Source organism: Mycobacterium sp. 48b, assembly GCF_048282725.1.
GTDB lineage: Bacteria > Actinomycetota > Actinomycetes > Mycobacteriales > Mycobacteriaceae > Mycobacterium.
In genome coordinates this window covers 5,738,113-5,760,993 of the sequence record NZ_JBLVUL010000001.1, presented here as the reverse complement: position 1 = coordinate 5,760,993, position 22,881 = coordinate 5,738,113, and the positions used below count along the sequence as shown (strand labels likewise).

Genomic DNA, 22,881 nt, shown 5'->3' with positions numbered 1-22,881 from the left:
AAAACCGCACCTCGGAGCATTCCGGGGTGCGTTTTTGTCTCTTCGCGCCAGCAGAACCAGCGACTTCGACCGGTCACCTACGATGGAGGCCAACAAGCCCGACCGATCCCTTCACGGGATCCATCGAACCCACAGGGGAAATAGCGTGCTGTCGAAGTTGCTCCGTCTCGGTGAAGGCCGCATGGTCAAGCGCCTCAAGAAGGTGGCCGACTATGTCGACACCTTGTCCGACGACATGGAGAAGCTCTCGGACGCCGAGCTGCGAGCCAAGACCGACGAGTTCAAGAAGCGGATCGCCGACGGGGAAGACCTCGACGACCTGCTGCCCGAGGCGTTCGCCGTCGCCCGTGAAGCCGCCTGGCGGGTGCTGAGCCAGAAGCACTTCGAGGTCCAGATCATGGGTGGCGCGGCTCTGCACTTCGGCAACGTCGCCGAGATGAAGACCGGTGAGGGCAAGACCCTGACCGCGGTGCTGCCCGCCTACCTGAACGCGCTGTCCGGTGACGGCGTGCACGTCGTCACGGTCAACGACTACCTGGCCAAGCGCGACAGCGAGTGGATGGGCCGCGTGCACCGCTTCCTGGGCCTGGAGGTCGGCGTGATCCTCTCGGGCTTGACCCCGGAGGAGCGCAGGACGGCGTACCACGCCGACATCACCTACGGCACCAACAACGAGTTCGGGTTCGACTACCTGCGCGACAACATGGCGCACTCCACCGAGGAGATGGTCCAGCGCGGCCACAACTTCGCGATCGTGGACGAGGTCGACTCGATCCTGATCGACGAGGCCCGTACCCCGCTGATCATCTCGGGTCCGGCCGACGGCGCTTCCAACTGGTACAGCGAGTTCGCCCGGTTGGCGCCGCTGATGGAGAAGGACACCCACTACGAGGTCGACATCCGCAAGCGCACCATCGGTGTGCACGAGCTGGGTGTGGAGTTCGTCGAGGACCAGCTGGGCATCGAGAACCTCTACGAGGCCGCCAACTCGCCCCTGGTCAGCTACCTCAACAACGCCATCAAGGCCAAGGAGCTGTTCCAGCGCGACAAGGACTACATCGTCCGTGACGGTGAGGTGCTCATCGTCGACGAGTTCACCGGCCGGGTGCTGCTGGGCCGGCGCTACAACGAGGGCATGCACCAGGCCATCGAGGCCAAGGAGCACGTGGAGATCAAGGCCGAGAACCAGACTCTGGCCACCATCACGCTGCAGAACTACTTCCGCCTCTACAACAAGCTCTCGGGCATGACCGGTACGGCCGAGACCGAGGCCGCCGAGTTGCACGAGATCTACAAGCTGGGCGTGGTGCCGATCCCGACCAACCGGCCGATGGTCCGCCAGGATCAGTCCGACCTGATCTACAAGACCGAGGAAGCCAAGTACATCGCGGTCGTCGACGACGTGTCGGAGCGCTATGAGAAGGGGCAGCCGGTCCTGATCGGTACCACCAGCGTCGAACGCTCGGAGTACCTGTCCCGGCAGTTCACCAAGCGCAAGATCCCGCACAACGTGCTCAACGCGAAGTACCACGAGCAGGAGGCGAACATCATCGCCGAGGCCGGCCGGCTCGGCGCCATCACCGTCGCCACCAACATGGCCGGCCGTGGTACGGACATCGTGCTCGGCGGCAACGCCGACTTCCTGGCCGACAAGCGGCTGCGCGAAAAGGGTCTGGACCCGGTGGAGACCCCGGAGGAGTACGAGGCCGCCTGGGACGACACCCTCACGACGATCAAGGAAGAGGCCGGCAAGGAGGCCGAGAAGGTCGTCGACGCCGGTGGGTTGTACGTGCTGGGCACCGAACGCCACGAGTCGCGGCGTATCGACAACCAGCTGCGTGGCCGCTCGGGCCGCCAGGGTGACCCGGGTGAGTCCCGGTTCTACCTGTCGCTGGGTGACGAGTTGATGCGACGGTTCAACGGCGCGACGCTGGAGTCGCTGCTGACCAGGCTCAACCTGCCCGACGACGTGCCGATCGAGGCCAAGATGGTGACCCGCGCCATCAAGAGTGCCCAGACGCAGGTCGAGCAGCAGAACTTCGAGGTCCGCAAGAACGTCCTCAAGTACGACGAGGTGATGAACCAGCAGCGCAAGGTCATCTACAAGGAACGGCGGATGCTGCTGGAGGGCGAGAACCTCCAGGAGCAGGCCCACGACATGCTGGTCGACGTGATCACCGCCTACGTCGACGGGGCCACCGCCGAGGGCTATGCCGAGGACTGGGACCTGGCCAAGCTGTGGGAGGCGCTCAAGACGCTGTACCCGGTCGGGATCGACCACCACGATCTGGTCGACTCGGATGCGGTGGGCGAGCCCGGTGAGCTGACCCGCGACGAGTTGCTCGAGGCACTGATCGCCGACGCGGACCGTGCCTACGCCGAGCGTGAGAAGCAGCTCGAAGAGCTGGCAGGCGAAGGCGCCATGCGTCAGTTGGAGCGCAACGTCCTGCTCAACGTGATCGACCGCAAGTGGCGCGAGCACCTCTACGAGATGGACTACCTCAAGGAGGGCATCGGCCTGCGGGCGATGGCGCAGCGCGACCCGCTGGTCGAGTACCAGCGCGAGGGCTACGACATGTTCGTCGGCATGCTCGACGCGCTCAAGGAGGAGTCGGTCGGCTTCCTGTTCAACGTTCAGGTCGAGGCCGCACCCGCACCGGCCGTTGCGCCGGTCGCCGCGCCCAGTGGTCTGGCCGAGTTCGCCGCGGCCGCCGCGGCGAAGGCCGGTGAGGCCACGGCCGCCGAGGCGGATTCGGGCGCGGTGGCCACCAAGGAGCGTCCGGCACCGGCATTGCGGGCCAAGGGCATCGAGAACGACGCACCGCCGCTGACCTACACCGGGCCGTCCGAGGACGGCACCGCCGAGGTGCAGCGCTCGGGCGGCAGTGGACGGCATTCCGCTGCGTCCGGTGGCACCCGGCGTGAGCGTCGCGAAGCGGCCCGCAAGCAGGCCAAGACCGGCAGGCCCTCGAAGTCGCACCGTAAGGGCTAGCCCAGCTGCAGCGCAGTGAGTTGCCAACGGCCACTGCGCAATTCGATACGCCCGGCGATGGCGCGCACCCGCGCCCCGCGGGTGTAGGTGGCGAACAGCTCGGCGGCCTCGGCTGAGGCTGCCGGGCGTAGCCCCACCCGGCGCAGACTTGCCGTGGTCCGGTGCCGGGTTCCGGCGGTGACGATGACCGCGTCGACCAGCAGTTGGCTCATCAACGATCTCAGCTGGGCCGGAGGCCTGCGCCGGTCGACGACTTCGAGGACCCGGCGCAGCGCCATGTCGGCGAACTGCGCGGCGCCCGGCTGAAGTTGCGGTTCCGGCTCAGGGCCGACCAACCGCAACCGGCGCGGGGTATGCCCGTGCAGCACGGTCGGAGCCGGGCAGACCGCCCCCGCAGGCAGGACCACCGGAGCCGCCATGGCATCCAGTGGCAGCGCGGGCGGCTCGCAGTCGATGACGGGGGAGGTCAACGGGCGCCGGGAACCGCGCGTCGAGGCGGATTGCGCGGCGGATTTCGGAATGGGCACAGACAACCTCCAGCGGTCGGCATCACGGACGACATCTGCTGGAGAGGTGCAGACCTCCCAATGATCGCACGGGTACGGCGTGCCGGAAGCACGGATCATCGGGCACCCAGCTTCGCCCGATAGCGTGGCGAGAGTCGTCGAACCAGGGGGACACATGGTTCAGCCCAGCATCGATTGGCCGGCCGAGCCGCTGCGCTCACTGATATGGACGTTGCAGGCATGGGCGGTCACGGTCGTGGTGTTCCTTGCCGTGGCGGTGCTCATCGCGAGGTTCACCCGGTGGGGACGACAATTCTGGCGGGTCAACGCACCGTTCTTCTGCGGACCGAGCAGCTGGCGCACCTGGGCGCTGCTGGCATTCATGCTGTGGCACACCGTGTATGCGGCGCGGGTGGTGGTGATCTTCACCTACCAGTACGCGGACCTGATGAATGCGGTGCAGGCCGGCTCGGAGGCGCTGGCCACCCACGACCCGGCCAAACTGGATGCCGCGCGCAGCGCGTTCATGACGTCGTTCGCGATCAGCGGGATCCTGGTGGCGCTCACGGTGATCTATACGGTGGTCGACCTGTTCCTGCGCAGGGTGTTCTCGATCCGCTGGCGGGTTTGGCTCAACACCCGCCTGGTCGACGACTGGATGGCCGGCGACGCGTTCTACCGCAACCGCTTTCTGGATGCCCCGGTGGAAAACCCCGACCAGCGCATCCAGACCGACGTCGAAACCTTCACCACCAAATCGGTGGACCTGAGCATCGGCGCGGTGAGCAAGTCGTTGCTGATCGTCATGTTCACCGGCGTGTTGTGGCAACTGTCAGGCCCATTGCAGTTGGGCGGCTGGGTGATCCCGCGGGCCATGGTCTTCGTGGCGTTCATCTTCTCGATCACGGTGACGGTGATCGCATTCTGGATCGGCCGCCCCCTGGTGCGGCTCAACTTCCTCAACGAGCGCTTCAGCGCCAGTTTCCGGTACGCGTTGGTGCGGCTGCGCGACAGCGCCGAGCGCGTCGCCTTCTACCGGGGCTCCGAGCGGGAGCGGCAGCTGCTGCACTCCCGGTTCGCCGAGGTGATCGCCAACATGTGGCGCATCGTGTTCGCCCAGCTGCGGCTCAACGGGTGGAACCGCGGCGTCGGCGACGTGACGACCGGCATGATCCCCTACATCGTGCAGGCGCCCAGGTTCTTCACCGGCCAGATCACCCTGGGTGGTCTGCTGCAGACCGTGGCCGCATTCGGAAACGTCTGTGCCGCAATGGCGTTCTTCCGTGACAGCTACGACGAGTTCACGGTGTACCGGGCCGCGCTGATGCGCATCGACCAGATGCTGGACAGCGATCACCGGGCCAGAGAGCTGCCCCGTCTCCGCGTCGGCACCGCGCGAGACTCGCTCACCCTGACCGATGTGGAGGTCGGTGACCTACAGGGGCGCCCGCTGATCAGCGATCTGACGATGATGCTGAACCCGGGGGACAGCGTGGTGGTGAAGGGTCCGTCGGGGTGCGGCAAGACCACCTTGCTGCGCAGCCTGGCGGAGTTGTGGCCGCGGACATCGGGACTGGTGGAGTATCCGTCCGGATGGGCGACGCTGTTCCTGCCCCAGCTGCCATACCTTCCGCTGGGAGATCTGCGAGCCGCGGTGGTGTACCCGCTCCCGATTGCCGGGGTGAGCGACAGCGAACTCCGGGACACGTTGCGCGCAGTGGCACTCGGCCATCTGACGGAACGACTGGAGGAAGAGGCCGACTGGGCGTCGGTGCTGTCGCTGGGGGAACAGCAACGCGTCTCGATCGCACGGGTGCTGCTGGTGCGCCCGCGGGTGGTGTTCCTCGACGAGTCGACGTCCGCGCTGGACGAGGGACTCGAGGACGCCATGTATGAGTTGGTGCGTGATCGGTTACCCGAGTGTGTGGTGGTCAGCGTGGGGCACCGGTCCACGATCGATCGCCATCACCGGTGCCGGCTGAGCCTGGAGGGGGATGGGCGTTGGGAGCTGTCGGCGATTTCGCGCGAACGCCGACACGAAATTGACGCGCGGTAGCACCCGTGATGCGCGGTGGCCGAATCGCCGGTTAACGTGACGGGGTTCAAGGGGAGCGAGAAGGGGAGGTTGGCGCCGCATGGTGAGCAGACTGTCGGCGTCTGACGCAGCGTTCTACCACCTGGAGAACACCGCGACGCCGATGTACGTGGGGTCCCTGTCGATCCTGCGCAAGCCGCGCGCCGGCTTGAGTTACGAGACCCTGCTGGAGACCGTCGAGCACCGTCTGCCGCAGATTCCGCGTTACCGGCAAAAGGTGCGTGAGGTGACTCTGGGCCTCGCCCGCCCAGTCTGGGTCGACGACCGGGATTTCGACATCACCTACCACATCCGGCGCTCGGCGCTGCCGTCTCCTGGCAGCGACGCGCAGCTGCACGACCTGATCGCCCGGCTCGGCTCGCGGCCGTTGGACCGGACCCGGCCGCTGTGGGAGATGTACCTGGTCGAAGGGCTGACCAAGAACCGCATCGCGATTTACACCAAGACTCATCAGGCCCTGGTCAACGGCATGACGGCACTCGAGATCGGGCACGTGATCGCCGACCGCGCGCAGAAGCCGCCGGAGTTCGGTGAGGACATCTGGATTCCGGCCCGGGAACCCAGTGACCGTCAGTTGGTGCTCGGCGCGATCGGCGAGTGGATCGCCCGGCCGACCAGCCAGCTGGCCGCCCTCCGGGACACCGTGACCGAGGTGGCCACCAGCGCCAGCGAACTGGCCGCGGTGGGCCGCCGGGTTGCCGACGTGGCCCGTACGGTGGCGCGCGGCACCGCACCCAGCAGCCCGTTGAACACGACCGTGTCGCGCAACCGCAGGTTCTCGGTGGACCAGCACCGGTTGGAGGACTACCGGCTGGTGCGGGCCCGCTACAACTGCGACATCAACGACGTCGTGCTGGCGGTGGTGGCCGGTGCGCTGCGCAACTGGCTGCTGTCGCGCGGGGAGCCGGTGACCCCGACCACCACGGTCCGGGCGATGGCGCCGATGTCGGTGTATCCGGACGCCGAACTGGACTCCTCGGGCCCGGGCCAGGCCATCAGCGAGGTCTCGCCGTTCCTGGTGGATCTACCGGTCGGTGAGGGCAACCCGGTGGTGCGGCTCTCGCAGATCGCCCATGCCACCGAATCGCATTCGACCGCGGCCAGCCTGGTCGACGCGCGCACTATCGTCACGCTGTCGGGGTTTGCGCCGCCGACGTTGCACGCCATGGGTACTCGCGTGGCCACAGGTTTTTCGGCGCGGCTGTTCAATCTGCTCATCACCAACGTGCCAGGGGCCCAGAAGCAGATGTACATCGCGGGCACCAAGTTGCTGGAGACCTACTCGGTGCCGCCGTTGCTGCAGAACCAGGTTCTGGCCATCGGGGTCACCTCGTATGACGGCATGTTGTATTTCGGGATCAACGCGGACCGGGACGCGATGAGCGACGTCGACGTCCTGCCGAGTCTGTTCCGTGAATCTCTCGAAGAGTTATTGGAAGCGGCTAAGTAGGTTCTGGGCACGCTCTGGCAAATACTCCAAGTGTTTGACCTCGCGCTCGGTTCGCGGTCTGATGAATTCACCATGGCCACTGAGATACGAAAAAGTAGATCTGACAAGCACACGCAAGAAGCCAAGAAAGCAACCGAGAAGGCACTGAAATCGCCCACCGGCGAGGTGGTGCCGCACCCGGTACTCGACGTCCCGGTCGAACAGAAGGCGTACACCCGACGCGCCGGCGTGGACTGGGTGGTCTTCGGTGTCACCGCCGTGATCGCCGTGGCATTTCTGATCTGGGGATTCGTCAGCACCGATTCTCTCGCCACCGCCTCGTCCAATGCCCTCGGCTGGGTCATGGACGATGTCGGCTGGCTGTTCGTCCTGACCGCATCCGGTTTCGTGGTGTTCGTGATCTGGCTGGCGATGAGCCGGTACGGAAACATCCCGTTGGGGCGCGACGACGACGAACCCGAGTTCCGCACCGTGTCCTGGGTGGCGATGATGTTCAGCGCCGGTATGGGTATCGGCCTGATGTTCTTCGGAGTGTCCGAGCCACTGTCGCATTTCGCCTCCCCACCGCCGGGGACCGGGGGACCGGGAAATCCCCGGGCAGCCGAGACCGCGATGGCGACCACGATGTTCCACTGGACTCTGCATCCGTGGGCGATCTACGCAGTCGTCGGCCTGACCATCGCCTACGGGGTGTACCGCAAGGGCCGGCTGCAGCTGATCTCGGCAGCGTTCGAGCCATTGCTGGGCAAACGTGCCAACGGGCCGTGGGGCAAGGTGATCGACATGCTGGCGATCTTTGCCACGCTGTTCGGGTCGGCCGCCTCGCTCGGGCTGGGCGCGCTGCAGATCCGCAGCGGCCTGCACATCGTCGCCGGAATCGGCGAGGCCGGCAACGCCGTCCTGATCGGCATCATCACGATCCTCACCGTCGCGTTCGTATTGTCGGCGGTCTCGGGCGTCGCACGCGGTATCCAGTGGCTTTCCAACATCAACATGGTGCTGGCCCTGGCGATGGCGCTGTTCATCTTCGTGGTCGGCCCGACCATCTTCATGCTGAACATGATTCCGACCTCCATCGGCAGTTATGTCGGCGATCTCGCGCAGATGGCTGCCCGGACCGGCGCCGAAGGCGATGCGGTCAGCACCTGGCTGCAGAGCTGGACCATCTTCTATTGGGCGTGGTGGATCTCCTGGACCCCCTTCGTGGGGATGTTCATCGCCCGGATCTCCCGCGGCCGCACCATCCGGCAGTTCGTGACGGGCGTGCTGCTGGTGCCCAGCGTGGTGTCGGTGATCTGGTTCTGTGTGTTCGGCGGCGCGGCCATTTTCGAGCAGCAGAACGGTGTGGACCTGGCCGGGATGGGCAGCCAGGAGCAGCAGCTGTTCAGCTTGCTCGGCGAGTATCCGATCGCGACGGTCACCAGCGTGGTGGTGATGGTGCTGGTCGCCATCTTCTTCGTGTCCGGTGCCGATGCCGCGTCGATCGTGATGGGTTCGCTGTCCGAGCGCGGCACCATCAAGCCCACCCGGCCCACGGTGATCTTCTGGGGTGTCGCCACCGGTGCGGTGGCCGCGGTCATGCTGCTGGTCGGCGGAGCGGATGCGCTGAACGGCCTGCAGTCGATCACGATCATCGTCGCGGTCCCGTTCGTGCTGGTGATGATCGGCCTCGCGGTGGCGCTGGTCCGCGATCTGCGAAGCGATCCCTTGGTGGTGCGCCGCGAGTACGCGCTGGAGGCGGTCAACGACGCGGTGGTCGCCGGTGTCACCCAGCACGGCGACGACTTCGTGATTTCGGTGGAGAAGGACCCGCAAGCCGACGACCGGGAAAACGCCGAAGACGGCTAATCTCGCGGTGTGCGCGTCTACATCCCGACGACTCTGGTCGCCCTGCAGCAGCTTGTCGCCGACCGCCACCTGCTCGTCGTGAACGGGACCGCCTTCGCGGTCACCCCGACGCTGCGGGAGGCCTACTCCGAGGGCGACGACGAAGAACTCGCCGAGGTGGCGTTGCGCGAGGCCGCGCTGGCCTCGCTGCGGTTGCTCGCAGGCAACGCGGACCAGGATTCGGGTCTGCCGCCGCGCCGCGCCGTGGTGGTCGCCGATCCGGGGGCGGACGTCGCAGTGACGATCCGACCCGATCTCGACGACGCCGTCGTGCGGTTGTCGGGACCCTTGCCGATCGATGCCGTCGTCGCGGTGTACGTCGACAACGCCGACGCGGAGCCGGCGGTGCTGGCCGCCGTCGGCGTCATCGACGAGGCGGATATGGGGGACGAGGACGCCGAACTCACGGTGGGAGACGCCCAGGATCACGACCTCGCGTGGTACGCCCCGCAGGAGTTGCCGTTCCTGCTCGAACTGCTCTGACCGAACAGAAGGAACCCCTTGATGCGCGGATTCGGGCTGGTGGCGGTGCTGGCCGTGGTCTTGGCCGGTGCGGCGTGTTCGGACGGTGGCGGGGCCACCCCGTCGGCAGGCTCAACCGGGGCCGCTGCCCCGACCGAGTCTCCGAAACCTCCCGCGCCACCGGCCACCGGGGCGGCTGTCACCGACTTCCGCAACGTCAAGATATTTGACGGCCACAGTGATCGGCTGTCGGCACCGTCGAATGTGCGGGTCAAGGGCAACCGGATCGAGCGGATCTCCACCGAGGCGCTGCCTGAAGAACCGGGGGCCACGGTGATCGACGGCGGCGGTCGCACGCTGATGCCGGGCCTGATCGACAACCATTGGCACACGATGCTCGTGCGGCCGCCGGTGACACAGTTGACGACCTTGGATCCCGGATACCTCAACCTGCTCGCCGGTGCCGAGGCCAACGACACCCTGATGCGCGGGTTCACCACGGTCCGCGATCTGGGCGGCCCGAGCTTCGGTCTCAAGCAGGCCATCGACGAGGGCGTCGTCAACGGTCCGCGCATCTTCCCGTCGGGCGCGATCATCACCGTCACCAGTGGCCATGGTGACTTCCGTACACCTGCGGACCTGCCGCGCAATCCGGGTGGCCCGCAGTCGCGTCAGGAGGAGTTGGGCGCCGCCATGGTTGCCGACAGCCCCGACGAGGTGCGGATGCGCGCCCGCGAGCAGCTGTTCCAGGGCGCGTCACAGATCAAGCTGACCGCCGGGGGCGGGGTGTCCTCGCCGCACAGCCCGCTCGACGTCACCACATTCACCGAACCCGAACTGCGGGCGGCCACCGAAGCCGCGGGCAACTGGGGCACCTACGTGGCCGTGCATGCCTACACCCCGCAGACCATCCAGCAGGCGATCCGAGCCGGCGTCATGTGCATCGAGCACGCCCACCTGATGGATGAGGCGACGGCGAAAGAGATGGCCGATAAGAACATCTGGCTGAGCACCCAGCCCATCCCGGCCGAGATGATCGGCGCGTTCCCGCCGGGTTCCGACGAGGCCGCCAAGGCCAAGGAGATCGTCGACGGCGTCGACAACGTCTATCAGTTGGCCCGCAAGTACAAACTCAAGACGGCCTTCGGCACCGACATCCTGTTCTCGCCGCAGCTGGCGCCGAAGCAGGGGGCGCTGTTGGCGGGGCTCGGTAAATGGTTCTCGCCCGCCGAGACTCTGACAATGGCCACCGGGACCAACGCCGAGCTGCTCGCGCTATCGGGCAAGCGCAGCCCGTACGCCGGGAAACTGGGTGTGGTCCAGGAGGGCGCACTGGCGGATCTGCTGCTGGTCGACGGTGACCCGCTGGCGCGCCTGGACCTGGTTGCCGACCCGGAACGCAACTTCAAAGTGATCATGAAGGACGGGAAAACGTACAAGAACAATTTGGCGTCCTGACCTGCGGCAGCGGACGTGCGACTGGCTACGGGGCAGTAACCTACGGTACCGTAGGTTTATGGCCAAGAACTCCATCAAGGTCTCGGCCAATGTGGCCGACACGGTCCGCCCCACGATCGCCGGCGCCGCGCGGCGCCCCGGCTGGAACGCGCTTCGCCGCATCGTCGGACAGGTGACCACCCCGCTGCTGCCCGACGATTACCTCAAGCTGGCCAACCCGTTGTGGTCGGCGCGCGAGTTACGCGGCCGGGTCGTCGAGGTGCGCCGGGAAACGGCTGATTCCGCGACCCTGGTGATCAAACCGGGCTGGGGATTCTCGTTCGACTATCAGCCCGGCCAGTACGTCGGTATCGGTGTGCTGATCGACGGGCGGTGGCGCTGGCGGTCGTATTCGCTGACGTCGGCGCCGGAGAAATCCGTGCGCACCATCGCGATCACCGTCAAGGCGATGCCCGAGGGGTTCTTGTCGACCCACCTGGTCGACGGCCTGCGGCCGGGAACCGTGGTGCGGCTGGCCGCGCCGCAGGGCAACTTCGTCATGCCGCAACCGGCGCCGGCAACGGTCCTGTTCGTGACGGCGGGCTCGGGCATCACCCCGGTGATGTCGATGCTGCGCACCCTGGTGCGCCGGGGTCAGGTCACCGACATCGTGCATGTGCATTCCGCGCCGACCGAATCCGACGTGATGTTCGGCCAGGAGCTGGCGGAACTGCACGATGCGCATCCCGGCTACCGGCTGTTGTTGCGCAGCACCCGGACCGAAGGCAGGCTTGATCTTGCGCAACTCGGTGAGTTGGTTCCCGATTGGCGCGAGCGTCAAGCATGGGCATGCGGGCCGGAGGGCATGCTCAACGACGCCGAACAGGTGTGGGAGGCCGCCGGCATCGCCGAGCACCTGCACCTGGAGCGGTTCGCGGTGTCGCGGGCGGCTCCGCACGGCGCTGGGGGCACGGTGACATTCGAGCGCAGTGGCAAGGAGGTCACGATCGACGGCGCGACGCCGTTGATGGACGCGGGGGAGCAGGTCGGGATTCAGATGCCGTTCGGCTGCCGGATGGGGATCTGCCAGTCCTGTGTGGTGGGCCTGGTCGAAGGGCATGTGCGCGATCTGCGCACCGGCGTCGAGCATGACCCGGGCACCAGGATTCAGACGTGTGTTTCCGCCGCTTCCGGCGACTGCGTCCTGGATGTTTAAGCTTTACTGGCTAGTAACCTACGGGATCGTAGGTTACGCTACCGTAGGTAATTGAGAGGAGGCTGACGATGGCAGTAACCGACGTTCCCGCATTCGCGCATCTGACCGATGCCGACATCGAGAATCTGGGCATAGAACTCGACGCGATCCGGCAAGACATCGAAGACTCCCGTGGTGAGCGGGACGCCCGCTACATCCGCCGCACCATCGCGGCCCAACGTGCGCTCGACGTCGCCGGCCGCGTCATGCTCGCGGCGAGCTCGAAGCGTTCCGCGTGGTGGGCGGGCACCGTCACCCTGGGCGTGGCCAAGATCATCGAGAACATGGAGATCGGCCACAACACCATGCACGGCCAGTGGGACTGGATGAACGATCCCGAGATTCACTCCTCGTCGTGGGAGTGGGACATGAGCGGGGCGTCCAAGCACTGGCGGTTCACCCACAACTTCATGCATCACAAGTACACGAACATCCTCGGCATGGACGACGACGTGGGCTACGGCGTCATCCGCGTGACCCGGGATGCCAAGTGGAAGCCGTTCAACCTCTACGGCAACCTGCTCTTCAACACCCTGCTCGCGATCGGTTTCGAGTGGGGAGTGGGGCTGCAGCACCTGGAGCTCGGCAAGATCTTCAAGGGCCGCGACAACCGCAACGCGACGCTCGTCCGGGTCCGTGAATTCGGGGTCAAGGCCGGCCACCAGCTGGCCAAGGACTACGTGGTCTGGCCGGCGATCACGTCGCTGTCGCCCGGTGCCACCTTCAAGTCCACCTTGAAGGCCAACGCGGTGGCCAACGTCATCCGCAACGTCTGGGCCAACGCGGTGATCTTCTGCGGCCATTTCCCCGATGGCGCAGAGAAATTCACCAAGACCGACATGGTCGGTGAGTCCAAGGGGCAGTGGTATCTGCGCCAGATGCTGGGCAGCGCCAACTTCAACTCGGGTCCGGCGCTGGCGTTCATGAGCGGCAACCTGAGCTACCAGATCGAGCATCACCTGTTCCCGGATCTGCCGAGCAATCGGTATGCCGAGATCGCGGTCCGGGTGCGGGCGCTGTGCGACAAGTACGACCTGCCCTACACCACGGGACCGTTCCTGGTGCAGTACGGCAAGACCTGGCGCACGATCGCCAAACTGTCGCTGCCGGACCGGTTCCTGAAGGACACGGCCGACAACGCCCCGGAAACGCGCAGTGAGCGGATGTTCACCGAGCTCGACGGGTACGGCGTCACCGATCCGACGACGGGACGTCGGCGGGGCCTGAAGACCGCCATCGAGACGGTGCGGGGCTGGCGCCGCAAGTAGTTTCGTCCGGGTTCGGTCATGGCGTGGTTGCTCGAATTCCAAGCAACCACCCGCCGTACTCCCAGCGTCCTCGCAGACGGCGCCAATAGCCTTCTCACTCACAGGGTGGGGACAGGCGAATCGGAGGTTCTGATGAGGAAGCTGCTCGCAGCTGCCATGGTGCTCGGCGCTTCCGCCGTCCCGGTCGGTGGATTGGCCACCGGTGTGGCCGCGGCCGACGACTATGCCGGCCAGAAGTATTCGGACGCCCAGTCGTCGCTGGCCGACGCCGGCATGAAGGGGGTCGTCGCCACCCGCTCAGGTGACTCGGAGGCCGACGACGACTGCGTCGTCACCAGCTCCGAGAAGGCACCCTGGCTCAAGGGCGACAACTTCGCACCGGTCAGCGACACCGTGCTGCTGAACCTCAACTGCAGCGCAGGTGTGGCATCGGCGAAGACGCCGGGTAACTCGGCCGCCAGCCCTGAGGGCCGGGCCGCCATCGCGGCGGCCAAGCAGCAGGCCGCCGAAGAGCAGCAGCAGGCCGAGGCCGATCAGGCCAAGGCCAAGCACTGACCTCACATGTTGAGTTCCCAGACTTTCGGCCAGTCCTTGCCGCGGAGCACGGCGTCGATACCGCCGTCGACGAAGATGACCGAGCCGACGAAGTAGCTCGCCTCGGGGCCCAGTAGGAAGGCCACCAGCGCGGCCACCTCTTCGGGGCGTCCACCGCGTCCGGCGGGGATCGTCTTGAGGAACTGTTCCATCCCGTCGCCGGTCAGCGGGTCCTTGCGCCCCTCCTGGGTCATCGGGGTGTCGATGAGACCCGGTGCGATCGCATTGAGCCGGATGCCCTCGGCGATGTACTCCGCGGACTTGGTGCGCGCGTAGTACGCCAGTGCGGCCTTGGTTGCCGGATAGGCCTGTAGCGCCGCGAAATCGCCGTAGGTGGAGGCGATCGTGTTGGCCGCCACCTCGTCGCCGGCCAGGCAGGCGTCGGCCAGCTCGACCGGCCAATTAGGTTGACTGGTGGTCGAATTCGAGCTGATCAGCACCACGGAGGCATTGTCGCGGTTCGCCAGCAGCGGGCGCAGGCCCTCCAGCAGCTCGATCGCGGCGAAGTAGTTGACGGCAATCAGCAGATCCGCAGGACGGCCGGTCGCGGCGGCAAGCCCGGCGAACGGGACGAAACCGTCGATGCCGCCGTCGGCCAGCTCGGTGACCTTCGCGATCGCCTCCGACCGCCCGCCGGGGGTGCTCAGGTCCACGTTCACGTCGGCATCGCGCAGGTCGACGCCGATCACCCGATGCCCGTCGGACTCCAGCCGTTTCTTGGTCGCAGCGCCCAGGCCCGAGGCGCTGCCGGTGAGAACATAAGTAGCCACAATCAGCGACCCTAGTGCGGCGCGGGGGTGATTCGAGGTGATGTGCCGCCCAGCGGTACATCGGTAGCGATCAGGCTTCCTTGAGCACCGCCAACAGACGGCGGGCTGCCGCCACCCGGCCGGCCGCCGGGCCGGACAACGCATCCAGGGCGCACTCCGGATCGGCGGGCGGGCCCATGTGGCCGCAGCCGCGGGGACAGTCGTCGATGGTCTCCGCCAGATCGGAGAACGCCAGGATCACGTCGTCCGGTTGGATATGGGCCAGGCCGAACGAGCGGATGCCCGGGGTGTCGATCACCCAACCGCTGCCGTCCAGCGGCAGGGCCACCGACTGGGTGGAGGTGTGTTTACCCTTGCCCACCCCGGAAACCTCGCCTGTCGCCCGGTCTGCTTCGGGGACAAGACGATTCACCAGGGTGGACTTGCCGACCCCGGAATGCCCGAGGAACACCGTGACCTGATCGTCCAGCATGGGCGCGACCACGTCCAGCGGATCCTCGCGGCCGGCGGTGACGATGGTGAGATCCAGGTCGGAGAACTGCGCGGCGAACGGCTCAGGCGGCGCCAGATCGGACTTTGTCAGGCACAAAATGGGTTTCAGCCCACCGGCATAGGCGGCGATCAGGGTTCGTTCGACGAATCCGGTGCGTGGCGGCGGGTCGGCCAGTGCCACCACGATCAACAGTTGGTCGGCGTTGGCCACCACCACGCGTTCGGTCGGATCGTCGTCATCGGCGGTGCGGCGCAACACCGTTCGCCGCTCGCCGCGGCGCACGATGCGGGCCAGGGTGTCCGGCCGTCCGGACAGGTCGCCGACGATGTCGACATCGTCGCCGACCACGATCGGGGTGCGCCCCAGTTCACGGGCCCGCATGGCGACCACGCGGTGATGCGGGTCGCGGTCCAGGGCACAGCCCCAGCGGCCGCGGTCGACGGTCACCACCATCGCCGACCGGGCATCGGCGTGGTCGGGGCGGTTCTTGGTGCGCGGACGCGAGCCTTTACCCGGTCTGATCCGGACGTCGGACTCGTCGTACTCCCGCGCTCCCAAGGTGGTTTACTTCCCCCTCGCAGGCGGGTCGCCCGCCAGCATCTGTACCCACATCAACGGGAAATCGGGCAGGGTCTTGGCCGTGGTCTCGATGTTCTCCACCTCTACGCCGGACACCCGGAGGCCGATGATCGCGCCGGCGGTGGCCATCCGGTGGTCGGCATAGGAGCGCCAGGTGCCGCCGTGCAGCGGCCGCGCGGTGATGAGCAGGCCGTCATCGGTTTCAGAGCATTCGCCCCCGAGCCCGTTGATCTCGGTGGTCAGCGCCGCCAGCCGGTCGGTCTCGTGCCCGCGCAGATGGGCGATGCCGCGCAGCCGAGATGTCGCGCCGTCTCGGGCGAGCGCGGCGAGTGCGGCGACCGTGGGGGCCAGTTCGCCGACGTCGTGCAGGTCGGCGTCAAATCCTTCGTAGCCGTCGGCGCCAGTGACCTCCAGGTGTGAATCACGTTGGTGGACAGTCGCATCGACCTTGGCCAGCAGGTCGAGAATCGTGTCGGCAGGTTGGATGCTCACCGATGGCCAGCCCTCGATCCGCACCGTACCTCCGGTGACGATCGCGGCGGCCAGAAACGGTGTCGAATTGGACAGATCCGGTTCGATGCTCCAGTCGCGTGCGGCGACCGGGCCGGGAGCCACCCGCCAGCGGTTGGGGACCGAGTCGTCGACCTGCACGCCGGCGTCGCGCAACATCGCCACCGTCATCGCCACATGCGGCGCCGAGGGTACCGAGGTGCCGGTGTGCACGATGGTGAGCCCGTCGGCGAACGTCGCGCCGGACAGCAACAGCCCGGAGACGAACTGCGAGGACCCCGACGCGTCGATCTCGACCGTGCCGCCGGCAACAGCGCCGCGGCCGCGCACCGCGAACGGCAAGCCGTCACCGCCGACGTCCACGCCCAGACCGCGCAGAGCGTCGAGCAGCGGGGCGATGGGTCGGGCCCGGGCCTGCTCGTCGCCGTCGAACGTCACCGAGGTGGTGCTCAGCGCGGCGACCGGTGGCACGAAACGCAGCACCGTGCCGGCCAGGCCGCAGTCGATCCGGGCATCGGAGGCCGGCTCGATGCCGCCGCTGACCGTCAACTCGGTGTCGTCGTGTTCGGCCGGTTGCACGGTGACGCCCAGGGTGCGGATCGCGTCGATCATCAGATCGGTGTCGCGGCTGCGCAACGCGCCGCGGATGGTCGAGGTGCCCTGCGGGGTGGCCAGCGCGGCCAGCACGAGCGCGCGGTTGGTCAGAGACTTCGAACCGGGCACCGTCACGGTGGCGTCGACCGGGGTTGTCGCCGACGGAGCCGGCCAGTGTTCCAATTGCTCCTGACGTCCGCTCACGCTCTATATCCTGCCTTGTCCGCCGACTCTGCAACCATGGGCACTATGTGTGGACGTTTCGCGGTGACCACCGACCCGGCCCTGTTGGCGCAGAAAATCCAGGCGATCGACGAGAGCGCGTCGAGCACGGGAGACAAAGATGTGGCGGGCGCCAATTACAACGTCGCCCCCACGACGACCATCAGCAGCGTCGTCAAACGGCACACCGAACCCGAGGACTCCTCGACGCGCCGGGTCCGCTCGATGCGCTGGGGACTGATCCCGCCGTGGGTGAAAACCGCCGAAGGTGGCGGTCCGGACACCAAGGGCCCGTTGTTGATCAACGCGCGCGCCGACAAGGTCACCAGCTCACCAGCGTTCCGCAACTCTGCCAAGAACAAGCGCTGCCTCATCCCGATGGACGGCTGGTACGAGTGGAAGCCCAACCCTGGCGACGCAGGCAAGAAAGCAGCCAAGACGCCGTACTACATGTACGCCGACGATGGCGAGATGCTGTTCATGGCGGGCCTGTGGACCACATGGCGCCCCCAAGGCGCGCCCAAGGATGCCCCGCCGCTGCTCAGCTGCACGATCATCACCACCGACGCCGCCGGGCCGCTCGCCGAGATACACGACCGGATGCCGCTGACCATCAGCGCACCGGACTGGGACCGCTGGATGGATCCCGACGCCCCGATCGACGAGGGGCTGCTGCGCGGGCACGGGGATCTGGACCGGATCGCCGTCCGCGAGGTGTCGCGCTTGGTCAACAGTGTCCGCAACAACGGCCCGGAGCTCATCGAGCCGGCCGAACCCGAAGAGATGGGACTGTTTTGAGCGGGTTCGAAGGTGTCGATTCAGGCGTCGTCGATGCGATCGGTGCCGACCTGCGTTCGGCCGGATTCACCACCGACGGGGTGGCCGATCTGCTGGGCGCCGATGCCAACGCCGCGCTGAGCCGGGGCGTGTGGTGGCCCGCGTTGCGGGTGACCCGCGCCGCGCCGGACGATCGTCAGCGCCTCGGCGTGCTGGTGCGTCTGCTGTTGCTCGGCACCGAGGAAACGCCCGCGTCGGTCTCGGCGGCGTTCCCGTCGGTCAGCCTGCAGACGTTGGCCGCCAACGGTGTTCTCGAGTTCACCGGTGACCTGGTGCGGGCAGCCCTGGACATCCGCCCGCACAGCGACGGGGCGCGGGATTTCTACGTGGTCTCTGATCAGGACGCCGCAGTGCGCCGTGGGCCGTTGCGTCACGATCATGTGCTGGGTATCGGAGGCGCGTCGGTGTCACTGGCCCGCGCGGTCACACGAAACTCGGTCGGCCGCGCGCTCGATCTCGGTACGGGGTGCGGTATCCAGGCGCTGCACCTGAATGCGCACTGCGACGAGATCGTCGCGACCGATACCAACGAGCGGGCGCTGGGATTGGCGGCGATGACGGCGCGGCTCAACGGTATGTCGTGGGATCTGCGGCACGGCAGCCTGTTCGAGCCGGTGGCCGGTGAGCGTTTCGATCTGATCGTCTCGAATCCGCCGTTCGTGGTGGGCTCGGGTGCCCGCGATTACATCTACCGCGACTCGGGCTTGGCCGGAGATGCGTTGTGCCAGAGCCTCATCGAGCAGGTCGGTGACCACCTGCTGCCGGGCGGAACCGCGCACATCATGGCCAACTGGATCGTGCGTGACGGATCAGATTGGCGGGAGCGGGTTTCGGGCTGGCTCGCCGGCACCGGCCTGCACGCCTGGGTGGTGCAGCGTGAACTGGCGGACCCGGTCAGCTATGTATCGCTGTGGCTGGCCGACGCAGGCGAGGATCTCGACCGGCAGGCGCAGCGGGGCGGCCAATGGCTCGACTGGTTCACCGAACAGGGCATCGCAGGTATCGGCATGGGCATGATCTCGCTGCGGCTGCCGCGCGACGGGGAGCCGCCCGAACAGATCCTCGAGGAGATCACCGGCGCCGACGAGGTGCTCACCGGCTCGGAGATCGAGGCGTTCTTCGCCCGGCGGGCCTACCTGCGCGACACGTCCGACGACGCGCTGCTGGCTGCCCGGCTCTCCACGGCGCCGGTTTTCCTGGAGGAGCAGTCGCTGCCCGGGCCCGAGGGTTGGCAGGAGATCGGGGCCGCGGTGCGCCGCCCGGGTGGTCCGGCCGCGGTGATCGGCGTCGACGAGGTACTGCGAGCGCTGCTGGCCGGTTGCCGCGGTGAAGTCCCACTGGGCACCCTGATTCAGCTGCTCGCCGCCCATCACGGGGTGGATTACGACGCCCTGGCACAGGCCGCACTACCGGAGGTCCGGGAGGCGATCGGTCGCGGAATCCTCTATCAGGCCGAATGAGCGACTAGAGGATTCCTCGGTTTTGGTAGAGTGTTCCTCGTGCCACCGTCCAGGGTCACGGGTGCGCGCAACCGATTGATAGCGGTTGCGCGTCGTCGCTTCGCGGCAGAGGGCACCATCGCCCCGACGCTGGATGAGATGCGGCGTGAGGCCGAGGTGAGCGTCGGATCGCTTTACCATCACTTTCCCGACAAGCCCGCGTTGGCGGCGGCGGTCTACGCGCAGGTCATGACCGAGTACCAGGCGGGGTTCCTGGACATGCTGCGCGAACAGGCGACCGCCGAAGACGGGATCCGTGGCGGTGTCCGCAATCATCTGAACTGGGTGGCGGCTCACCGCGGCGAGGCCGCACTCCTGCTGGGCGATCGGCTGGACAGCCCGGAGCTTCGTGAAGCCAACCGGAACTTCTTCGCGACCATCGGGGACTGGTGGCGCCCGCATCACACCTACGGGGCGCTGGTGGCCATGCGGCAGGGCATCACGGCCGCCCTGTGGCTCGGTCCCGCACAGGAATATGCCCGCTACTGGGTGGCCGGCGATATCGCCGAGATGGACAGCGACGTCGTCGAGACCTTCGCCGATGCGGCATGGAAAGCATTGCAGGCCAGATCAGTTGAGGAGGACTCGTGATGGACAAGCCGTTGTATCGCAGCATGGTGGCCGACGGGGACGACCCGGACGCTCCGCAACGGATACTCGTCGACCGCAACGGCGATCGCGCCGTGGTGACTCTCGATGAACCCGGCCGGTTGAACGTGCTTTCCGCACCGCTGGTCCGGCAGTTACGCCGGGCTCTGGAGGAGCTGGCCGCCGACAATGACATTCGCGCAGTCGTGTTGACGGGCGCGGATCCGGGTTTCAGTGCGGGCGGAGACCTGCGCATGATGCAGTCAGCCATCGAGAGCCGATACCAGGGCGAGGGAACCGCGGACGTATGGCGTTGGATACGGCGCGAATTCGGTGGCATCGCCCGACTCATCGCGGGTTCGGACACCATCTTCGTGGCCGCTCTCAACGGGCCCGCGGCCGGCGTCGGGCTGGCCTGGGCGCTCACCTGCGACCTGACCATCGCCAGTGAGAAGGCCGTCATCGTGCCGGCCTTCGCGCGCCTCGGGTTGATCCCGGAGGTCGGCACCAGCTGGGCGCTGACCCGGCGACTCGGCTATCAGGGCGCGCTCGCCTACTACCTGAAAGGTGAGCACATCGACGCCGAAACCGCGCAGCGGTTGGGGCTGGTGCACGAGGTCGTCGCCCACGCCGAGCTGCTCGCCACCGCGGATGTGTGGTGCTCGCGCGTCGCTGCGCTGCCACCTCACGCGGTCGCGATGGCCAAGCCCCTGTTGCGCGCCGCGGCCGATGCCAGCTGGAACGACGCGCTCACGCTCGAAGAGTTCGCCGAACCGACCTGTTTCACCACCGCGGCCTTCGCCGACAGTGTCGAGACCATGCTGTCCGGTGGGACGAGTACGCGCTAGGTGTTCGAAAGCTGTTGCAGGACAGCGTGGGCCGCAGTGACACGGGCAGCGATCGGATAATTCTTGTTCGCGAGCACCACCAGACCGATCCGTTTGTCGGGCACGAAGACGGCATAGGCGCCGAACCCATCGGTAGAACCGGTCTTGTTGAACAACGTCGGAGATCCGGTGGGCCGCGGAGTGAGTGGGGTCGCCGGGTTGGGCTGCATGGCCATGGTGCTGGAGTTGCCGGCGAGCAGTCGCTCGAGGGTGACCGGGTAGGGATACTGTTCCCAGCCGAGCCCCTGGGTCATCTCACCCACCCTGAAATATCCGATATGCGTGCCCTCGACAGCCTCGCGCATCGGGGCCTCAAGATCGTCGGGCGCGATGTTGGTCTCGACGAAACGGAGCAAGTCGGCTGCAGAGGACTTGACGCCGTAGGCTTCGGCATCGAAAACGCCTGGGTTCACCCGGACCGGCTCGTTGTCGGCGTTGTAGCCCCACGCGTAACCGTCCATCTCGGTTTCCGGCACTCGGACGTAGCTGCGGTGTAGTCGCAGCTTGGGCAACACCTCCCGTTCGATCAGGTCGCTGAAGTCACGGTTCATGGCCAAGGCGGTGAGGTGGCCGAGCAACCCGATGCTGGGGTTGGAGTATCGCCGCTGTTGCCCGGGTGGGGCATCGGGTGTCCAGTGCTGAAAGTACCTGGGCATCTGGGCGTCGTCGGTGATGTCAGGCGGAAACTGCAGGGGCAATCCACCGGCGGTGAAGGTACCCAGATTGAGCAGGTCGGCCCTGTCGATGGCACTGCCCGCCAACTCCGGCATGTGGGTGCTGGGGTGATCATCCAGCGAGATCCGTCCGAGCGCGTGCGCATAGGACGCCAGAGTGGCGGTGAATGTCTTACTGACCGAGCCGATCTCGAAGATCGTGTCCCGCGTCACCGGCGCGCCACTTTGTTTGTCCGCGACACCGAAATCGAAGTACCGCTGTTCCCCGTCGACCGTCACTGCTACGGCCATGCCCGGTATGTCGTACTGGGCCATGAGCGGCCGAAACGCGTGGTCCACGGCGGCTGCGAGGGCGTCGGGACTTGCGGAAGCGGTCGTGCCGGTGGACGCACAGAGAAGGACTGCGACGAGCAACGGTGCGGCCGCTCTGGTGCCTTTCCTTATGTCACGCAGCATGTTTCATGACCTGCGGTGGGCCGTCACCACCGCATAGGGCGCCTCGAAGGAGACCCGTCCCTCATCGTCGGTTGCCGCACGCAGCGCGGCGGTGAACGCGTCGAGCAGGCGGGCACGCGTCGCCCCGTCGAGCCGGCTCAGCAGATCGACATGCATCGGCGACTCATCGGAGATGAAACGCACCGCGGACTCGACGGATTCGAACTGCCAGGTGTGCGAGCCGGTTTCGAACGTCACGTCGTCGAACCCGGGGAACAGCCGGGACCGCACGATCTCGAGGTCACCCCACTGATCGGGCGAATACACCGAGGCCGGTGGTTGGCCCAGGGTTTCGACGATCGGGGTGAAGAACGGGCTGCCCGCCTCATCGCGGACCCAGGTGGAGAACGCGAACACTCCACCGGGGCCGAGCAGCCGGGTGACCTCGGCGACCAGGCTGGTCGGTTCGACGAAGATGATGCCCATATTCGACACGACAGTGCCGAACTCACCGTCGGGCAGGCCGGTGTGTGCGGCGTCGGCAACCACCCATTGCACTGCGTCCGCTCCGGGCCGCTCGGCGGCGATGGCGAGCAGCTCAGCGGTGAGATCTACGCCGGTGACCTTGGCGCCGGCCTGCGCGGCCGCCAGCGCGGCGCTGCCGGTGCCGCACGCCAGGTCGACCAGCGCGGTGTCCCGCACCGGCCGTAACCGGTCGGCGGCGGCGACGACTTCACCGGCGATCACGGCGATACGTTCGGCGACGGCCTGGTAGCGGCCGGCCGCCCAGTTGGTGGGTTGTGGATCAGGCATGGAGACGAGCCTAGATGGGGTATGCGGATACGCT

19 protein-coding genes are annotated in these 22,881 nt (G+C 66.9%); 13 read left to right on the top strand and 6 right to left on the bottom strand.

Going from position 1 to position 22,881, the window contains the following annotated elements; all coding sequences use genetic code 11:
• The first annotated feature begins 145 nt into the window (after positions 1 to 145).
• Positions 146 to 2,992, top strand: a complete 2,847-nt coding sequence (gene secA / locus ACNQR1_RS28090; protein WP_418048871.1) for a preprotein translocase subunit SecA — start codon at positions 146 to 148, stop codon at positions 2,990 to 2,992.
• On the opposite strand, the gene ACNQR1_RS28085 is transcribed toward secA, so the two are convergent.
• Positions 2,989 to 3,519: an Rv3235 family protein gene (locus tag ACNQR1_RS28085; protein ID WP_418048870.1), complete on the bottom strand. Its 531-nt coding sequence runs from the start codon at positions 3,517 to 3,519 to the stop codon at positions 2,989 to 2,991. The genes secA and ACNQR1_RS28085 overlap by 4 nt on opposite strands.
• 154 nt (positions 3,520 to 3,673) lie before the next feature.
• Between ACNQR1_RS28085 and ACNQR1_RS28080 the strand changes: the two genes are divergently transcribed.
• The 8 genes from ACNQR1_RS28080 (at position 3,674) to ACNQR1_RS28045 (ending at position 13,907) form a co-directional block, all read left to right on the top strand.
• The gene (locus ACNQR1_RS28080; RefSeq protein WP_418048869.1) at positions 3,674 to 5,554 is read left to right on the top strand and encodes an ABC transporter ATP-binding protein/permease; all 1,881 of its coding nucleotides are present in this window, start codon (positions 3,674 to 3,676) and stop codon (positions 5,552 to 5,554) included.
• Between the two features lie 79 nt (positions 5,555 to 5,633).
• Positions 5,634 to 7,043, top strand: coding sequence for a WS/DGAT/MGAT family O-acyltransferase (locus ACNQR1_RS28075; RefSeq protein ID WP_418048868.1), 1,410 nt, complete (start codon positions 5,634 to 5,636; stop codon positions 7,041 to 7,043).
• A 72-nt stretch (positions 7,044 to 7,115) separates the two neighbouring features.
• On the top strand, positions 7,116 to 8,891 hold the full coding sequence (locus ACNQR1_RS28070; protein ID WP_418048867.1) for a BCCT family transporter: 1,776 nt from the start codon (positions 7,116 to 7,118) through the stop codon (positions 8,889 to 8,891).
• Between the two features lie 9 nt (positions 8,892 to 8,900).
• Positions 8,901 to 9,413 carry a DUF6912 family protein gene (locus tag ACNQR1_RS28065; protein WP_418048866.1) on the top strand — a complete coding sequence of 171 codons (513 nt, stop codon included), beginning with the start codon at positions 8,901 to 8,903 and terminating at the stop codon, positions 9,411 to 9,413.
• A gap of 21 nt (positions 9,414 to 9,434) precedes the next feature.
• Positions 9,435 to 10,850, top strand: a complete 1,416-nt coding sequence (locus ACNQR1_RS28060) for an amidohydrolase family protein (protein WP_418048865.1) — start codon at positions 9,435 to 9,437, stop codon at positions 10,848 to 10,850.
• Between the two features lie 58 nt (positions 10,851 to 10,908).
• Positions 10,909 to 12,045 (top strand): ferredoxin reductase, encoded by a 1,137-nt coding sequence (locus tag ACNQR1_RS28055; protein ID WP_418048864.1) that lies wholly within the window; start codon positions 10,909 to 10,911, stop codon positions 12,043 to 12,045.
• Between the two features lie 68 nt (positions 12,046 to 12,113).
• Positions 12,114 to 13,352, top strand: coding sequence for a fatty acid desaturase family protein (locus ACNQR1_RS28050; protein WP_418048863.1), 1,239 nt, complete (start codon positions 12,114 to 12,116; stop codon positions 13,350 to 13,352).
• Between the two features lie 132 nt (positions 13,353 to 13,484).
• Positions 13,485 to 13,907, top strand: a complete 423-nt coding sequence (locus ACNQR1_RS28045; protein ID WP_418048862.1) for a hypothetical protein — start codon at positions 13,485 to 13,487, stop codon at positions 13,905 to 13,907.
• A gap of 2 nt (positions 13,908 to 13,909) precedes the next feature.
• Here the strand turns inward: ACNQR1_RS28045 and ACNQR1_RS28040 are convergent, their stop codons facing one another.
• The 3 genes from ACNQR1_RS28040 to aroA all read right to left on the bottom strand — a co-directional run bounded on the left by ACNQR1_RS28040 (position 13,910) and on the right by aroA (position 17,075).
• Positions 13,910 to 14,716, bottom strand: a complete 807-nt coding sequence (locus ACNQR1_RS28040) for an SDR family oxidoreductase (RefSeq protein ID WP_418048861.1) — start codon at positions 14,714 to 14,716, stop codon at positions 13,910 to 13,912.
• Positions 14,717 to 14,786: 70 nt separating this feature from the next.
• Positions 14,787 to 15,767: a ribosome small subunit-dependent GTPase A gene (gene rsgA / locus ACNQR1_RS28035; RefSeq protein WP_418048860.1), complete on the bottom strand. Its 981-nt coding sequence runs from the start codon at positions 15,765 to 15,767 to the stop codon at positions 14,787 to 14,789.
• Positions 15,768 to 15,773: 6 nt separating this feature from the next.
• The gene (gene aroA / locus ACNQR1_RS28030) at positions 15,774 to 17,075 is read right to left on the bottom strand and encodes a 3-phosphoshikimate 1-carboxyvinyltransferase (protein ID WP_418050537.1); all 1,302 of its coding nucleotides are present in this window, start codon (positions 17,073 to 17,075) and stop codon (positions 15,774 to 15,776) included.
• A 66-nt stretch (positions 17,076 to 17,141) separates the two neighbouring features.
• Here aroA and ACNQR1_RS28025 point away from each other — a divergent pair, with 66 nt between their 5' ends.
• From ACNQR1_RS28025 to ACNQR1_RS28010, 4 genes are read left to right on the top strand one after another with little or no spacing between them, the layout of a single operon-like run.
• The gene (locus ACNQR1_RS28025) at positions 17,142 to 17,912 is read left to right on the top strand and encodes an SOS response-associated peptidase (RefSeq protein ID WP_418050536.1); all 771 of its coding nucleotides are present in this window, start codon (positions 17,142 to 17,144) and stop codon (positions 17,910 to 17,912) included.
• On the top strand, positions 17,909 to 19,411 hold the full coding sequence (locus ACNQR1_RS28020) for a methyltransferase (RefSeq protein ID WP_418048859.1): 1,503 nt from the start codon (positions 17,909 to 17,911) through the stop codon (positions 19,409 to 19,411). The genes ACNQR1_RS28025 and ACNQR1_RS28020 overlap by 4 nt, the downstream gene beginning before the upstream one ends.
• A gap of 39 nt (positions 19,412 to 19,450) precedes the next feature.
• The gene (locus tag ACNQR1_RS28015) at positions 19,451 to 20,041 is read left to right on the top strand and encodes a TetR/AcrR family transcriptional regulator (protein WP_418048858.1); all 591 of its coding nucleotides are present in this window, start codon (positions 19,451 to 19,453) and stop codon (positions 20,039 to 20,041) included.
• On the top strand, positions 20,041 to 20,886 hold the full coding sequence (locus ACNQR1_RS28010; RefSeq protein ID WP_418048857.1) for an enoyl-CoA hydratase/isomerase family protein: 846 nt from the start codon (positions 20,041 to 20,043) through the stop codon (positions 20,884 to 20,886). Before ACNQR1_RS28015 ends, ACNQR1_RS28010 begins: the two co-directional genes overlap by 1 nt.
• Here the strand turns inward: ACNQR1_RS28010 and ampC are convergent.
• Together ampC and ACNQR1_RS28000 are read right to left on the bottom strand one after the other, a co-directional pair.
• On the bottom strand, positions 20,883 to 22,055 hold the full coding sequence (ampC, locus tag ACNQR1_RS28005) for a class C beta-lactamase (protein ID WP_418048856.1): 1,173 nt from the start codon (positions 22,053 to 22,055) through the stop codon (positions 20,883 to 20,885). The two genes, ACNQR1_RS28010 and ampC, sit on opposite strands and share 4 nt — an antisense overlap.
• Positions 22,056 to 22,058: 3 nt before the next feature.
• The gene (locus tag ACNQR1_RS28000; RefSeq protein WP_418048855.1) at positions 22,059 to 22,847 is read right to left on the bottom strand and encodes a class I SAM-dependent methyltransferase; all 789 of its coding nucleotides are present in this window, start codon (positions 22,845 to 22,847) and stop codon (positions 22,059 to 22,061) included.
• Positions 22,848 to 22,881 lie beyond the last annotated feature (34 nt).

Excerpts from the sequence above, each read along its gene's own strand:
- ACNQR1_RS28080 (WP_418048869.1), top strand. The coding sequence starts at position 3,674 with ATGGTTCAGCCCAGCATCGATTGGCCGGCCGAGCCGCTGCGCTCACTG.
- ACNQR1_RS28075 (WP_418048868.1), top strand. The coding sequence starts at position 5,634 with ATGGTGAGCAGACTGTCGGCGTCTGACGCAGCGTTCTACCACCTGGAG.
- ACNQR1_RS28070 (WP_418048867.1), top strand. The coding sequence starts at position 7,116 with ATGGCCACTGAGATACGAAAAAGTAGATCTGACAAGCACACGCAAGAA.
- ACNQR1_RS28060 (WP_418048865.1), top strand. The coding sequence starts at position 9,435 with ATGCGCGGATTCGGGCTGGTGGCGGTGCTGGCCGTGGTCTTGGCCGGT.
- ACNQR1_RS28055 (WP_418048864.1), top strand. The coding sequence starts at position 10,909 with ATGGCCAAGAACTCCATCAAGGTCTCGGCCAATGTGGCCGACACGGTC.
- ACNQR1_RS28050 (WP_418048863.1), top strand. The coding sequence starts at position 12,114 with ATGGCAGTAACCGACGTTCCCGCATTCGCGCATCTGACCGATGCCGAC.
- ACNQR1_RS28045 (WP_418048862.1), top strand. The coding sequence starts at position 13,485 with ATGAGGAAGCTGCTCGCAGCTGCCATGGTGCTCGGCGCTTCCGCCGTC.
- ACNQR1_RS28025 (WP_418050536.1), top strand. The coding sequence starts at position 17,142 with ATGTGTGGACGTTTCGCGGTGACCACCGACCCGGCCCTGTTGGCGCAG.
- ACNQR1_RS28010 (WP_418048857.1), top strand. The coding sequence starts at position 20,041 with ATGGACAAGCCGTTGTATCGCAGCATGGTGGCCGACGGGGACGACCCG.
- ampC (WP_418048856.1), bottom strand. The coding sequence starts at position 22,055 with ATGCTGCGTGACATAAGGAAAGGCACCAGAGCGGCCGCACCGTTGCTC.
- ACNQR1_RS28000 (WP_418048855.1), bottom strand. The coding sequence starts at position 22,847 with ATGCCTGATCCACAACCCACCAACTGGGCGGCCGGCCGCTACCAGGCC.